The organism is Streptomyces sp. NBC_01092 (genome assembly GCF_045039535.1).
Classification (GTDB): Bacteria; Actinomycetota; Actinomycetes; order Streptomycetales; family Streptomycetaceae; genus Streptomyces.
In genome coordinates this window covers 3,648,706-3,663,404 of sequence record NZ_CP108659.1, presented here as the reverse complement: position 1 = coordinate 3,663,404, position 14,699 = coordinate 3,648,706, and the positions used below count along the sequence as shown (strand labels likewise).

Below are 14,699 nucleotides of genomic sequence, written 5' to 3'. Positions count from 1 at the left end.
CGAAATCCCGGCGAGCCCCACGCCGACCGGCAACGTTCCCGACCGAGCTGTAGATGGAGACCTCACGATGAGCACGGCCACGAGTACGGACCCGCAGTCCTCCGAGCCGCACGTTGCCGACAGCCACGAACTGATCCGCGTGCACGGCGCGCGCGAGAACAACCTCAAGGACATCAGCATCGAGATCCCGAAACGCCGGCTGACGGTGTTCACCGGCGTCTCCGGCTCGGGCAAGAGCTCGCTGGTGTTCGACACGATCGCCGCCGAGTCGCAGCGGCTGATCAACGAGACCTACAGCGCCTTCCTGCAGGGGTTCATGCCGAATCTCGCGCGGCCCGAGGTCGACGTCCTCGACGGGCTCACCACCGCGATTACCGTGGACCAGCAGCGCATGGGCTCCGACCCCCGCTCCACCGTCGGCACCGCCACCGACGCCAACGCGATGCTCCGCATCCTCTTCAGCCGCCTCGGCAAGCCGCACATCGGCCCGCCCGCCGCGTACTCCTTCAACGTCGCCTCGGTCTCCGCCAGCGGCGGCTTCACCATCGACCGCGGTGCCGACAAGACCAAGACCGAGAAGGTCAGCTTCAGCCGCACCGGCGGCATGTGCACACACTGCGAGGGCCGGGGACGGGTCTCCGACATCGATCTCGCCCAGCTCTACGACGACACCAAGTCGCTGTCCGAGGATCCGTTCACCATCCCCACCTACACGGGGGACGGGTGGGTCGTGCGGGTCATCTCCGAGTCGGGTTTCTTCGACAAGGACAAGCCGATCCGGCAGTACACCAAGAAGGAGCGGCACGACTTCCTCTACCGCGAGCCCACCAAGGTCAAGATCAACGGGGTCAATCTCACCTACGAGGGCCTGATCCCCAAGCTCCAGAAGAGCTTCCTGTCCAAGGACCGCGAGTCGATGCAGCCGCACATCCGGGCCTTCGTGGACCGGGCGGTCACCTTCGCCCAGTGTCCCGACTGCGACGGCACCCGGCTGAGCGAGGCGGCCCGCTCCTCGAAGATCGACAAGGTCAACATCGCCGACGCGTGTGCCATGGAGATCCGGGATCTGGCGGAGTGGGTCCGGGGGCTCAAGGAGCCCTCCGTCGCGCCGCTGCTCGCCAAGCTCCAGCACAGCCTCGACTCGTTCGTGGAGATCGGCCTCGGCTATCTCTCCCTCGACCGCGCCTCCGGCACCCTCTCCGGCGGCGAGGCGCAGCGCACCAAGATGATCCGCCACCTCGGCTCCTCGCTCACCGACGTGACGTACGTCTTCGACGAGCCCACCATCGGTCTGCACCCGCACGACATCCAGCGCATGAACAACCTGCTGCTGCGCCTGCGGGACAAGGGCAACACGGTGCTCGTGGTGGAGCACAAGCCGGAGACCATCGCCATCGCCGACCATGTCGTCGACCTGGGCCCCGGCGCCGGCACCGCGGGCGGCACCGTCTGCTTCGAGGGCACCCTCGAAGAGCTGCGCAAGAGCGACACCGTCACCGGGCGGCATCTCGACGACCGGGCCAAGCTCAAGGAGACGGTCCGCGAGCCCAAGGGCAAGCTGGAGATCCGCGGCGCCACCGCCAACAACCTCCAGGGCGTCGACGTCGACATCCCGCTCGGCGTGCTGTGCGTGGTCACCGGCGTCGCCGGCTCCGGCAAGAGCTCGCTCGTCCACGGCTCCATCCCGGCGCCGGAGGGTGTCGTGTCGGTCGACCAGACGCCGATCCGCGGCTCCCGGCGCAGCAACCCGGCGACGTACACCGGACTGCTGGAGCCGATCCGCAAGGCGTTCGCCAAGGCCAACGGCGTCAAGCCGGCCCTGTTCAGCGCCAACTCCGAGGGCGCCTGCCCCACCTGCAACGGCGCCGGGGTCATCTACACCGACCTGGCGATCATGCAGAGTGTCGCCACCACCTGCGAGGACTGCGAGGGCAAGCGGTTCGACGCGTCGGTGCTGGACTACCACTTCGGCGGCCGGGACATCAGCGAGGTGCTCGCGATGTCGGTGACCGAGGCGGAGGAGTTCTTCCGCGAGGGCGAGGCCCGCATCCCGGCCGCGCACAGGATCGTCGAGCGGATGGCGGACGTCGGGCTCGGCTACCTCACCCTCGGCCAGCCCCTGACCACGCTGTCCGGCGGTGAGCGGCAGCGGCTGAAGCTGGCCGTCCACATGGCCGACAAGGGCGGCGTGTACGTCCTCGACGAGCCGACGACCGGTCTGCACCTCGCCGACGTCGAGCAGCTCCTCGGCCTGCTGGACCGGCTCGTGGAGTCCGGCAAGTCGGTCATCGTCATCGAGCACCACCAGGCCGTCATGGCGCACGCCGACTGGATCATCGACCTCGGCCCGGGCGCCGGTCACGACGGTGGCCGGATCGTCTTCGAGGGCACCCCCGCCGACCTCGTCGCCGAGCGCTCCACCCTCACCGGTGAGCACCTCGCGGCCTACGTCGGCGGCTGAGCGGCGATGTGTCTGACCTCAGCACCTGTGATGGCCCTGCTCGCGTCCCGCTCCCGTCAGGCACGGGAGTGGACGCGGTGGGAGACCGCCCGGGAAGATGCGGGTGTGAGCCCGAGCCACTCGACATCCGAGGAACAGCGCCTGCGGACCCTCGTCGCGCTGCGGCGCGTCCGCGACCGGATGGACCGGGAGTACGCGCAGCCGCTGGACGTCGAGGCGCTCGCGCGGGGCGTGCACATGTCGGCGGGGCACCTCAGCCGTGAGTTCCGGGCCGCCTACGGGGAGTCGCCGTACGGCTACCTGATGACGCGGCGCATCGAGCGCGCGATGGCGCTGCTGCGCCGGGGCGACCTCAGCGTCACCGACGTGTGCTTCGCGGTGGGCTGTTCGTCGCTCGGCACCTTCAGTACGCGTTTCACGGAGCTGGTCGGCATGTCGCCGAGCGCCTACCGGCGCCAGGAGACGGACGCGGCGGCCGGGATCCCGTCGTGCGTGGCGAAGCAGGTGACCCGGCCGCTCAGGAACCGGGAGGCGCCGTTCAGCCTGGCAGCCGCGGTCAACGGAGCGGTGCCGGCGAGCAAGGCACAGCCGTCGTGACGACGGGCCGGGGGCGCCGTCCCCTGTGCGGCGCCCCCGGCCCGTCGGTTCCACGCGGGACCGGCCGCTACGGCAGGGTCCGCTGGTAGTACTTGTCGTCGTCGGAGTCGTAGAGCAGCTTGCCGTCGGCGTCGTAGCCCTTGATGTGCGGTGCCAGGGTGACCTGCTCGTTCAGCACGCCGGACGCCACGAACCAGCCGTGGTCGAGGACCGCCTGGCTGCTGGAGTTCCCGTAGGAGACCGTCACCTTGGCCACCGACGGCTTGACCGTGCCGATGAGCCCCCAGCGGAACGGCAGTTTCCAGTTGCCCCGGTCGATGATCGACTGCTGGTAGAGCTTGCCGCCGTTGGGGTCGGTGAACACCGGGCCCTCGTCCGGGATGACGTCGGCGTCATTGCCGACGCTGGTGTTCAGGCCCTGTGCCTCGCCGTCCCTGATGGTGCAGATCAGCCGGGTCGGCTGCGGCTCGTCCTTCACCGCGACGACGTACATGCCGTCGCCGGGGGCGTTGGAGTCGCCTGTGCTGTTCATCGCCAGGATGATCCGGTAGCCGTCGGCCGTGCCCAGGTCGGTGTCGCCCGGGTGCGTGGGTCCGGACCGGCTGTAGTCCAGGCAGCTCTCCAGGCCGTCGGCCGCCTGCTCGAAGGTGATCCCGTCCAGCAGTTGCCCCGCTGTGGCGGGCCGCGCGGGCCGGGTCGGGGACGGCGTCGGCGAGGGGGTCCGCGAGGCGCTGGCCGAGGGCGTCGGTGTCGTCGCCGTGGTCCCGCCCGCATCCCCGCCCCCGATCGCGTACGCCCCCACCGGCATCGCCGCCAGCGTCACCAGCGCCGCCCCCGCCGCGGCCACCCGGCGCCGCCGCTCGACCACGCCCCGCTTCCGGATCGCCGGAAACGGCGCCGGAGAGGGCCGGATCGTGTACGCGTCCTCGGCGAGCAACTCCCGCAGCCGCTCCTCGAAGTCCCGCTCGCCGTCCGCTTCCTGCCGCTGCTCGTCGTCGTTCACCTGCTGCCTCCCTGCCCGGACGGAGTCATCCGGGCAAGCCCCGGAAACGTACGCAACTTCGCCAGCCCCTTCGACGCCTGGCTCTTGACCGTCCCGACGGAGCAGCCGAGCACCTCGGCGACCTCCGTCTCCGACAGGTCCTCCCAGTAGCGCATGACGACCACCGCCCGCTGTTTGGGCGGCAGTTGGGCCAGCGCACCGAGCAGCGCGCCGCGCTCGTCGACGCCCGCGTAGCCCTCGTCGCGCCCCGCCTGCTCGGGTGGCGCGGCCGTCAGCGCCTCGGCGACCCGCCTCTTGCGGAACCGGTCGCTGTTGCAGCTGACCAGCATCCGCCGGACGTAGGCCTCGGGGTTGTCGGCACGCGCCACCCGGCGCCATGAGCGGTATGCCTTCGCCAGCGCCGTCTGCGTCAGGTCCTCGGCATGGTGCGGGTCGCCGGTGAGGAGATACGCGGTCCGCACCAGGTGGGACCACCGCGCTCTGACGAACTCCTGGAACTGGGCCTCTTGTTCGGCCTGCATCAAGCACCCTCCCTCGCCCTCCAGACCACCGGAAGCGAGGAATCGGTTGCCCGGTGCGTCAGACGAGAGTCTCGGCGAGCAGCTTCGCCGTCTCCACGATCAGGGCGTGGTCGTACTTGGCGTCCTGCTCGGGCAGCGTCGTCTGGACCGCCAGGACGAGCGGGGTGCCGTCCTCGGTCCAGGCGATGCCCACGTCGTTGTTGGCACCGTAGAAGCCGCCGCCGGTCTTGTCGGCGATCGCCCAGGTCGGGGGCAGGCCCGCACGGAAGCGGTTGGTGCTGGTGGTGTTGTTCAGCAGCCAGTGTGTGAGGAGGTCGCGGTCGCGGTGGTTCAGGGCGTCGCCGAGGACCAGCCGGGCATAGGTGCGGCCGATGGCACGCGGGCTCGTGGTGTCCGTGACGCGCCACGGCTCCGCCGAGTTGAGCTCGGTCTCCCAGCGGTCGAGGCGGGTCACCCGGTCGCCGAGCGAGCGGGCGAATCGGGTGACGGCGGTGGGGCCGCCGAGCTCGCGCAGCAGCAGGTTGCCCGCCGTGTTGTCGCTGAACCGGATGGCCACGTCGGCGAGTTCACCGACGGTCATGCCGGTGGCCAGGTTTTCCTTGGTCTTGTCGGAGTTGTCCACCAGGTCGGCCGCCGTGTAGTGGATCCGCTTGGCGAGCACCTCGCCATGTCGGTCCAGGTCACGCAGGACGGCCGCGGCGGCCAGGGGCTTGAACACCGAGCAGATCGGGAAGAGCTCGTCGGCACGGTGGGTCACGGTCTTCTTCGTGCGGACGTTGTACGCGAACACTCCCAGGCGGGCGCCGTGCTGTCGCTCCAGTTCGCTCAGGCGGTCGGTGGTGGCATGGGCGGGTGCGCCGGTGAGGAGTGCTGCGGCGGTGGCGGTGCCTGCGGTGAGCAGGGTGCGTCGGCCTAAGATCTCGGTCTCCTTCGCTCGGATTTCGTCTGACGGATGATGACGATCTCTTCAGTGATCGACGCCGTATGTCATCCCTTGGTTGCGGTGTCGTAGACCATCGGCCGACGGTCAAAGGCGTGCGCGCTCGCCACAGTGGCCGTATGGAGAACACCGAGGGGATCAGCCGGGCACGCTTTCTCGCGGGGGCCGCGGCCGTCGGACTGGCGGGGGCGGTGCTGCCGGCGTCGCAGGCCGCAGCGACCGGGGGAGGACCGAAGCGCTGGGGACTGAAGCACCGCGGCGTCGTCTACACCGTGGGGGCGGGCGAGACCCCGGGGACGGCATGGAGCGCCGCCCGGATGCGCAGGGACGTCCGCGTCATCCGCGACGACCTGCACGCCGACACGATCGACGTCACCGGCGACGGCGTCGACCGCCTCGTCGCCACCGCCGCCGAGGCCGCCGAACGCGGGCTGCACGTCTGGCTCCAGCCGACCCTCGGGGACGTGCCGGAGCGGGAGATCCTGGACTCGATCGCGGAGTGCGGCCGCTTCGCCGAACGGCTGCGGCACCACGGCGCGAGCGTCGACTTCAGCGTGGGCTGCGAGTTCTGGCTGTTCGTGCCGGGGATCATCCCGGGCGAGACGGTCCTGGAGCGCGTCGAGAACCTGCAAAAGGGCACCGTCGACATGGCGAAGATGCAGCGCCGCCTGGCCCGCTTCACCGCGAAGGCGGCCACCGTCGGCCGCTCCGTCTTCCACGGCCGCCTCAGCTACGCCGCCGCCCAGGACGAGGATTTCGAGCCGGTCGACTGGAACCTGTTCGACGTCGTAGGCATCGACTACTACTCCTCCTTCCGCCAACACAGCGACTACGTCCGTGAGTTGCGCCGCTATCTGCGCTGGGGCAAGCCCCTGGCCATCACCGAGTTCGGCACGTGCGCGTACGTCGGCGCCCCCGAGGCGGGCGGCATGGGCTGGAGCATCGTCGACTACACGAAGGAGCCGAACGAGATCAAGGGCGACCCGGTGCGCAGCGAGCGCACACAGGCCGCCTACCTGACCGATCTGCTGGACGTCTTCGAGTCGATGAACCTGTACGCGGCGATGGCCTTCGAGTTCGTCACCCCCGACGCCCCCCACCGCCCCGACAACCCCCGCTACGACCTGGACCTGGCGAGCTACGCCATCACCAAGCCGATCAGAAACAACCCGAACGACCCGAACTCGGACTGGCACTGGGAACCGAAGGAGGCGTACCGCGCCTTGCAACACCGTTACGCACAACACCCTTAGGGGCGCCGCACCCGGCACCCAACCCCTCACTCGCAGTACAGGTCCCGCCCCGGCCGCTTCCCCGTCTCCAGGTACCGCGACACGGCAGCGTCACCGCACGCGTTGCCGTTGTCCAGATACGAGTCGTGCCCCGTCGAGTTGACGGTCACCATCACGGCCCGCCTGCCATAGGCATCCCGCAGCTTCAACGCACCACTCAACGGCGTAGCCACATCCCGCTCGTTCTGGATCATCAGCACGTTCGACGGCCCCCGGTCCGACACCCGCAGCGGAGCCTCCCGCGGCGCCCACGGCCACGAGGTGCACGGAAGTGCGTTCCTCGGCATGCCCGCCGTGAGCGGATACTTGGCCCGGCTCTCGGCGACACCCTTCTCGTACACGGCCGCCGACTTCGGCCACGCGGCGTCGTTGCAGATGGTCCCCGCGCCGACCGCCATGTAGTTCTGCATGGCCTCCTCGGGCGGACTCGGCGGCGCCGGCGGCAGCGTGCCCTGCTCCGCGGCCGGCATCAGCTTCGCCAGAACCCCGTAGTCGTCGGGGTCGTAGAGGCTGCTCAGCATGGTCTGGCGCAGCACGTTGCCGTTCAGCTCCGCCGGGTTGGCTCCGGGCCAGGGGATCGGCTCGCGGTCCAGGCGGGCGGCGAGGGCGAGGAAGCGCGAGCGCACCTCGGCCGGTGTGCCGGCGACGCGGTCCGGGTTGCCGGGCCTGGACGCCCACTTGGCGAACTCGGGGAAGTTGTCCTCGACGCCCACCTCGAACGCCCGCAGCCACGCGCGCTCCGCCTGCACGGGGTCGGGGTTGTCGCTGCTGTCCAGCACGATCCGGTCGGTGCGCTGCGGGAACAGCTCGGTGTAGGCGGCGCCGATGTACGTGCCGTAGGAGACGCCCCAGGCGGACAGCTTGTGTTCGCCGAGAGCGGCCCGGATGCTGTCGATGTCCCGGGCGTTGTTGAGGGTGCTGATGTGCTTGATCAGCTCGCCGCCGTTACGGGCGCAGGCGTCCGCCATGCGCCGGGCCTGCGCCATGTTCTCGGTGACGGAGCCGTCCGGGGCGGGCCAGGGCAGCCGCTTCGCCACCGACAGGTCGTCGTGGTCGATGTCGCAACTGACCGGTGTGGAGGGCGCGTTGCCGCGCGGGGCGAATCCGATCAGGTCGTAGGTGTCGCGCACCTTCTGCGGCAGCTTCTGCCCCTTGCCGGACGGGTCGGCGATGCTGTCCCCGCCGGGCCCGCCGGCGATCAGCAGCAGCGCGCCCCGGTGGGCGGACGGCTTCTCGCTCGGGATCCGGGAGACGGCGATGTCGATCTTCGGACCGCCGGGGTCGGCGTAGTCCATGGGCACGGACAGGGTCGCGCACTGCTGGCGCGGATCGAGCCCCTCGCCCGCGCACTTGGTCCACTTCAGCGGCGCGGGCGCGCCGGTGGCGGACGCGGTGAGCGGGGTCACGATTCCGAAGACGACTCCGGAGGCGGCGGCGATCAGGGCGGCACTCTTCGTGATCTGCTTCATGCACAGCAGCCTGACCGACCTTCACGGAGCGTCACATCCGGGCAACTCCCCTATCGCTCCTGGGGATTACCCCCATACGACCACTAGGCCAGCCCCAGCACCATGATGAGCCGGTCCTCCCCGGGTCCCAGATAGTCCCGGTGCACGCCACCCTCGGCGGCGAAGCCCAGGGTGCGGTAGAGCATGATCGCCGCGGCGTTGGTCGGCTCCACGGTCAGCCGCACCTCGTGCACCCGCTCTCTGCGCAGCTGGCGCAGCACCTCCAGCATCAGCCGTTTGCCCAGCCCCCGCCCGCGCTGGTCGGCGCTGACGGCCAGGCTCAGCACCCAGCACACATAGCCGTCGGAGGTGGTCACGAAGAGGACATAGCCGTGCAGGTACTCCCCGTCGTCGAGGACGAGGATCCGGTCGCCGTGCACGTCGATGTGCTGACGCAGCACGAAGTAGGGGTACGGATCGTCCGGGAAGACCTCCCGGTCGACCCGGAGGAGTTCGGGCAGGTCCGTATCGGTGACGCCCCTCATGGTCAGCGGCCGATCACTGCTGTCGGCGAGGAACGCCTGGTCAGTGCGGTGACCCAGAAGAGGGAAACGTTCCTCCGGTACAGCCATCAACTGCCCCCTATGTGATGGAATGGAGTCACTCATGCGGGTGAGCACCCGTTGCCCGCCGTTTCAGGTGCTCAGTTGGAGATCCGCCCATCTTGAGCAGGGCAATCCGGTGGTTCAAGAGTGCGAGATGCTTATGCCTCGACGCGCTCCCAGTGCGCCTTCCTTTGGTACCGTGAGTGAATGACCCATAGATCGTCGGGGGGCGTCCAGTTGAAGAACGCTGAGGTGCGCTGGGCGGCATTCGACCCGATCGCCTACGTTGATCACAACTACCGCGACTTACAGGCAGAGGACGCGGAGATCCTGCACATGGTACGGGATCATTTCGGCGATCATTTCCGGAAGCAGGGCAGCGGCCCCGTCTCCGGTATCGATGTGGGTGCGGGCGCCAATCTCTATCCCGCGCTCTCCATGATGCCGTGGTGCGACGAGATCATGCTCTTCGAGCGCTCGTCGGCGAACGTCGGCTACCTCAGAAGCCAGGTCGAGTCCTACGACCGTAACTGGGACCAGTTCTGGACCGCCCTGTGCGAGCACGAGGCGTACAACTCCCTTGGTATGGACCCGCGTGAGAGGTTCGGCAAGGTCGTCTCCGTCGAGCAGGGCGACCTCTTCGACCTCGCGCGGTACGAGCGGCGGTGGTCCATGGGGACCATGTTCTTCGTCGCCGAGTCGATGACCTCGTCCCACCAGGAGTTCAGGCTCGGCGTCGAGCGTTTCATGCGGGCCCTGGCCCCCGGCGCGCCCTTCGCGGCCGCCTTCATGGAACATTCGAAGGGCTATCACGCGGGTGAGCATTTCTTCCCGGCATGTGACGTGGGAGAATCCGAGGTGCGCGCGAGTCTTGAGCCGTTCGTGGGCGACTTCAAGGTCCAACGGCTCTCATCCGAGGCCGAAGTGCGCGACGGATATTCCGGAATGATCGTCGCCTACGGATGGCGCAACAATTCGGACTCGATCATTCCGATCGGGTGATCGGTGAATCATCGCAGTGAATCTTCACAACAGAAGAGGGATATTCCTCAACTGATGGCAGTGCGGTCTGTGCGAGGGGCATGGGATGCAGATCAAGCCACGCCAGCATCTGCTGGACATCTGGCAGGGAGTCGCCCGTCACTCTTTCGACGGGGGAGAGTGGGAATGGGGCGAATGGGGCGGAGAGAGCAGTGTGGCCGACGCCGAGCGGCTGCTGTGCCTGCTGTACCCGGCAACCGAGATCCCCGCGTTCCGGCTCGATGACCCGGACACCACACAGGAGGACGTCCAGCAGGTTCTGAAGAAGGCCGGCGGACGGCTGGACATCCCGGCCAACTTAGTCACGGCCGCGGCCCAGTTCATGAGCACGCACACCGGTGACGACAAGCGGCCCACCTTCTCCGGGGGCTACTACTTCGGCTCGGCGGACAAGACCAGGGAAGTCACCGAGGAACAGCGCCGGGTCGGCGTGGTCGACTCCTTCTCCATGTCGATCACCCTGTGCCTCGCCACGCTCGGCTTCCTCAAGATCTACGAGACCAGAACCAAGCGCAGCGACGTCCGGGACACCATCGCCGAGCTGCGCCAGGCCACCAGCAACCGGCTGACCGCCGCCATGGTGAGCCTGCTGCGCTCCTTCGTCGTCAACGTCTTCGACACCGACTCGTCCCAGGGCCGCACGCTCTCCGAACTCCTCGGCCAGGGGCGGATGTCGCAGCGCCAGGTGCTGAACAAGTTCCAGAGCCGCTTCCGTGCGCTACGCGCGGCGATCGTCGAGAGCGTCTACCTCGGCATCGACGTCCAGGAGGGCCTCAAGGACGAGAACCAGCTCTTCGAGTGCGGCTGGGCCTGGACGATGGTCAAGGACTCGCCCGAGGTCGAGACCACCGAACCGGTCGGACCGCAGCCCGAGGGCGTCGCCAACTCGGTGCCGTACCTGTACTTCACCGTGGTCGCCCTCGACGGTATCCAGGACCTCTTCTCCGACCGCACCCTCACCCTCGGCCTGCTCAACACCGAACAGCAGCGGCTCGCCGAGGCGCTGCGGCTGCGGTGGGAACTGACCCAGCAGTACTGGTCCCGGATCGCCCGCTTCGACGACGACCGCTGGCCCCTGGAGGACATCCCCTGGCGTACGACGGGACAGAAGCTGGAGTCCGAGTACTTCTCCCTGTCCGTCGCGGCCATCCTCGTGCACGACCTGATGCGCCGCCGGGCCACCGACGACGACCTCACCCGCACCGTCGGCGTCATGGAGCGGCTCGCCGAGCGCGGCCGTATCACCAGCCGTATGACCCGCGACGACCCGATGGTCCACGAGTTGCACAACATGGGCGTCGCCCTGCCGTTGCAGGGCAGCGAGCGGCTCGGACCGCCCATGACCTGGGCCATGACCGACTTCTCCGCCCAGCTGCTGAAGCGGACCGTCCAGCTGTGCACGCTGTCGCGCAACCTCGGTTCGCACGACCGGCTGCTCCGGCTCGCCGAGGACATCTTCGACCACATGTGGCGCCGCCGTATCCGCGACGGCGAGGGCGCCGGCCTGTGGGACAACGTCCATGCCGCCTATCCCGAGGCGGAGATCCACAAACGGCGCGTACCGGTGTCGTGGAGCATCACCGAGCGGGTCACCGAGGTGATGGTCCAGGCGCACGACATGTACCGCCAGCCCCCGATCCGCAGCCTCGAACTCACCGAGCTCGCAAGGGCGTTGCTCAGTGAGTCCGCCCATCTGCTGGGCAACGAACAGATGGAACCCGCGCCCTCGGACGCCGGCCGGCACGGGATGCAGCTCAGGAACATCGAGGTCAAGTTGCGCCGCGCCCGCAGCCTGGTGGACGAACAGCCGGGTACGGCCTACGCGTTGACGCTCGACGTGCTGGGGCAGCTCGACTCGCTCGCCCGTGCCCGCGAGGCCGCGGACCGGGGAGTGTGAACCGTGCTGCTCTTCGCCGCCTCCGACAAAGGAGGCACGGGCCGCTCCGTCACGAGCGCCAACCTCGCCTACCACCGCGCGATGGCCGGGGACGACGTCTGTTACCTGGACTTCGACTTCGGCTCGCCCACCGCGGCGGCCGTCTTCGACGTGGGCGACGCCCGCCAGGCCACCGAGGACCGCGGACTGCACGCCTACCTCATAGGAGAGGTCAGCGAACCGGCCCGGATCGACGTGTGGGCCGAGACGGAGCACCAGGTGCTGCGGTTCCCGCCGCCGGGCAGCGGACGTCTGGTCCTGATGCCGGGTGACGTCAGCGGCGGCGAGTTCGCCACCAGCGACGACAACCTGCGCCGCTGCGTCGACCTGCTGATGACGCTGTACTACGAGTTCGACCTGGTCATCGTCGACCTCAGCGCCGGCCGCTCCTACGCCGTCGACATGGCCCTGGAGGCCACCGCGACGTCCGAGATGAGCGAGGTCACGGCCCGCTGGCTGGTCTTCCACCGCTGGACCCGCCAGCATGTGGCGGCCGCCGCGAGCCTGGTCTTCGGCAAGCGCGGCATCGTCGCCGGCGGTGTCGAGCGCGGCCATGGCGAGGACGAGCTGCGCAACGCGATCCGCTTCGTGCGGGCCGCCGTACCCGACCCCGAGTCGCCGCTGTGGTCGCAGGTCTCGCCCACCCAGTCGGCATGGATGCGCAAGACCGACGGCGACCTCAAGCAGCTCTCCTCCACGCACGGCATCGGCTACAGCCAGGTCCTCGGCTCGGTGCCGCTCGAACCGGTCCTCCAGTGGCGTGAACAGCTCATCACCGACGAGGACGTGCTCGACAGCCAGATCGCCAACCAGGAGACCTGGCAGGCCCTGAGTCAGCTCGCCGGACGCCTGACCGACGACAAGTACTGGGAGCAGGCGTGAGTGAGGCCGTGTTCCAGGAGACCACCGCGCAGCGGCGCACCGAGTCCGTCCCGCTGGCCCATCTCTCGCTGGAGCTGGGCCACCTCTACATGGAGGACTTCGAGGCGGGCCCCAAGCGGCTGGCGGAGCACTTCGCCGAGGTGCGGATCTGGGTGGACGCCGTACGGGCCTCCGCGGCCCGGCGCAGCAAGCGGCCGCGGATCAGCACCTGCTTCCTGATCGACGACTACTTCACCCGCTTCTCCACACCGGCCGAGCTGATCCCGATGGTGCTCAAAGAGGCCGAGAAGGCGGGCGTCGTCATCGACTACCTGGCCCGCGAGTCGGCCTGCGCGGTCGCCGACCGGGTCGAACTCGCCGAGTCCGTCATGCACCGCCTCGTCGAGTCGCCGCCGCCGGGCAGCTACGGCTCGCGCCCGTCCGTCAGCCAGACCGGCTGGCTCGCCAACGGCCAGCGCACGCCCTCGACGTCCCGCAGCGCGCTCGGCGAGGTCAAGGGCTGGGAACCGGCCCAGGAGACCGCGGCCCGCAACCACTCCATCTTCATGGACGTCGAGCTGTGGTCCGAGAAGGACGGGCGGCGGCTGTGGTCCTGCCCGTTCCTGGCCGCCGTATGGCAGCTCGCCCGGCTGGGCCTGTTACGGCACCTCGGCCAGCCCGTGCTGCTGCCGAAGGACTGGGAGGGCGGGGAGTTCCCGCACGACTGGGACCGGCTGTCGCCGCTGATCAGGCTCACCGACACCAAGGCGGCCTTCAGCGCGTACCGCACCTGCAGCCTGGTGCCGAATCGCTTCCTCGCCGTCGAGGACGCCGTACGGCTCATCCTGGACCAGATAGACGTCGACGCCGGCGCGCTCCAGCAGGTCGCCGAGCGGTCCGCCGGCGAGGGGATGCCGGTTCCCGCGGCGGTCGCGCAGCGCGCCACCTACGTCTTCTACGAGGAGCCCGGCGACTCCTCCGAGGCTGAGGGGACCTGAGATGACGGCGGCCTTCGGACAACCCGCGCGTTCGGTCCTCGCCTGTGGCGAGGTGCGCACCTGTCTGCTGCCGTCCCATCAGGCGCTGGACAGCCGGGCCGCCGTCCAACTGCTCAGGCTGCGCGCCGACGAACACGTCCGGGTCTCCGAGCGGCCTTCCCTGTACGTCCTTTCCCCCGAGGTCCTGACCGGCGTGGACTGCCGGCTTCCGGCGGCCAACGGCTCCAAGGTCCGGGCCGTCGGTACGGTCGCCGCCCGCGCGGCGCTGACCGAGGGCCGGCTGCTGCAGTCGACGGCGTACTTCAGCGTCCCGGCCGTCGGCCCCGACACCCGCCGCACCTGGGGTCAGTACCTCGTCAGGCCCGGCTTCGTCGAGCCCTTCGGCAAGCTGCCCCAACAGGCCACGGCCGAGGGGGTGTTGCAAGGCGCCCGGCGCGGCGAGCTCGACCTCGGCATGATCTCCGAGGGCCTGCTGGCCCAGCTCCGCCGCCACCCGCTGCTGGACCGCCGGGTGCCCTTCAAGTCCAGCCCCACGAGGATGCGTTGGGTCGCGTACCGCACCTCCGACGGCGAGCGGGCGTCCCTGGTGAGCTTCACGGTGGCCGAGGGCGGGCTGCGGACCATGGAGCTACGGCTGCCGGAGCACATCCCGGCGGCATCCGCGGCGGGCATTTGCGAAGATCTCGCCCTGCACGACTGGCTTTTGACGACTGTTCAGCACATGCTTGACAACAGCAGGCTCGGCGCGACGGACGGGCCTTCCGTGGTCGAGACGCTGCATCCGGTCGTCGTCCATCTGCTGCATCTGTGGATGCCGCGCGCACACGTGGACCCCGCGCTGGGTCACCTGTGGGACGTGCTGGAAGAGAAACCGGGCTTCTCCCGCCAGTGGAAGAACCTGAGCCGGCGCATCCGAGACCGACTGGCCCTCCAGGCCGTCGCGACACCGCACCAGGCACTGAGCACACGCTGAGGAGCGGTACCGAACGAGATACC

The 14,699-nt window shown here is 69.2% G+C and carries 13 protein-coding genes; 8 read left to right on the top strand and 5 right to left on the bottom strand.

The window, feature by feature from the left end:
* Positions 1-67: 67 nt before the first annotated feature.
* Both OG254_RS16400 and OG254_RS16395 read left to right on the top strand, forming a co-directional pair.
* Positions 68-2,461 carry an ATP-binding cassette domain-containing protein gene (locus tag OG254_RS16400; RefSeq protein WP_405582391.1) on the top strand — a complete coding sequence of 798 codons (2,394 nt, stop codon included), beginning with the start codon at positions 68-70 and terminating at the stop codon, positions 2,459-2,461.
* A gap of 180 nt (positions 2,462-2,641) precedes the next feature.
* On the top strand, positions 2,642-3,058 hold the full coding sequence (locus OG254_RS16395; protein ID WP_405595022.1) for a helix-turn-helix transcriptional regulator: 417 nt from the start codon (positions 2,642-2,644) through the stop codon (positions 3,056-3,058).
* Between the two features lie 67 nt (positions 3,059-3,125).
* Here OG254_RS16395 and OG254_RS16390 read toward each other — a convergent pair whose 3' ends face one another.
* Genes OG254_RS16390 through bla form a run of 3 tightly spaced genes read right to left on the bottom strand, consistent with a single transcriptional unit; the run spans position 3,126 to position 5,501 of the window.
* Positions 3,126-4,061, bottom strand: coding sequence for a hypothetical protein (locus OG254_RS16390; RefSeq protein WP_405582389.1), 936 nt, complete (start codon positions 4,059-4,061; stop codon positions 3,126-3,128).
* Positions 4,058-4,582, bottom strand: coding sequence for a SigE family RNA polymerase sigma factor (locus OG254_RS16385; RefSeq protein ID WP_405582387.1), 525 nt, complete (start codon positions 4,580-4,582; stop codon positions 4,058-4,060). The genes OG254_RS16390 and OG254_RS16385 overlap by 4 nt, the downstream gene beginning before the upstream one ends.
* Positions 4,583-4,640: 58 nt before the next feature.
* Positions 4,641-5,501: a class A beta-lactamase gene (gene bla, locus OG254_RS16380; protein WP_405595020.1), complete on the bottom strand. Its 861-nt coding sequence runs from the start codon at positions 5,499-5,501 to the stop codon at positions 4,641-4,643.
* A 140-nt stretch (positions 5,502-5,641) separates the two neighbouring features.
* On the opposite strand from bla, the gene OG254_RS16375 reads away from it, so the two are divergent.
* Complete coding sequence (locus OG254_RS16375; protein ID WP_405582385.1) at positions 5,642-6,775, top strand: abortive phage infection protein; 1,134 nt, start codon at positions 5,642-5,644, stop codon at positions 6,773-6,775.
* Between the two features lie 26 nt (positions 6,776-6,801).
* Here the strand turns inward: OG254_RS16375 and OG254_RS16370 are convergent, their stop codons facing one another.
* A complete protein-coding gene (locus OG254_RS16370) occupies positions 6,802-8,283 on the bottom strand; it encodes an alpha/beta hydrolase (protein ID WP_405582382.1) in 1,482 nt (493 codons plus the stop codon).
* Positions 8,284-8,366: 83 nt separating this feature from the next.
* The gene (locus OG254_RS16365) at positions 8,367-8,894 is read right to left on the bottom strand and encodes a GNAT family N-acetyltransferase (protein ID WP_351187465.1); all 528 of its coding nucleotides are present in this window, start codon (positions 8,892-8,894) and stop codon (positions 8,367-8,369) included.
* A gap of 180 nt (positions 8,895-9,074) precedes the next feature.
* Between OG254_RS16365 and OG254_RS16360 the strand changes: the two genes are divergently transcribed.
* The 5 genes from OG254_RS16360 to OG254_RS16340 all read left to right on the top strand — a co-directional run bounded on the left by OG254_RS16360 (position 9,075) and on the right by OG254_RS16340 (position 14,676).
* Complete coding sequence (locus OG254_RS16360) at positions 9,075-9,869, top strand: SCO2525 family SAM-dependent methyltransferase (RefSeq protein WP_405582379.1); 795 nt, start codon at positions 9,075-9,077, stop codon at positions 9,867-9,869.
* Positions 9,870-9,954: 85 nt separating this feature from the next.
* Positions 9,955-11,805: an SCO2524 family protein gene (locus tag OG254_RS16355; protein ID WP_405582376.1), complete on the top strand. Its 1,851-nt coding sequence runs from the start codon at positions 9,955-9,957 to the stop codon at positions 11,803-11,805.
* Between the two features lie 3 nt (positions 11,806-11,808).
* Entirely contained in the window at positions 11,809-12,726 is a 918-nt protein-coding gene (locus OG254_RS16350; RefSeq protein ID WP_351187459.1) for an SCO2523 family variant P-loop protein, read from the top strand.
* Positions 12,723-13,703 carry an SCO2522 family protein gene (locus OG254_RS16345; RefSeq protein WP_405582373.1) on the top strand — a complete coding sequence of 327 codons (981 nt, stop codon included), beginning with the start codon at positions 12,723-12,725 and terminating at the stop codon, positions 13,701-13,703. Before OG254_RS16350 ends, OG254_RS16345 begins: the two co-directional genes overlap by 4 nt.
* Position 13,704: 1 nt before the next feature.
* Positions 13,705-14,676: an SCO2521 family protein gene (locus OG254_RS16340; protein ID WP_405582370.1), complete on the top strand. Its 972-nt coding sequence runs from the start codon at positions 13,705-13,707 to the stop codon at positions 14,674-14,676.
* The last annotated feature ends 23 nt before the right edge of the window (positions 14,677-14,699 follow it).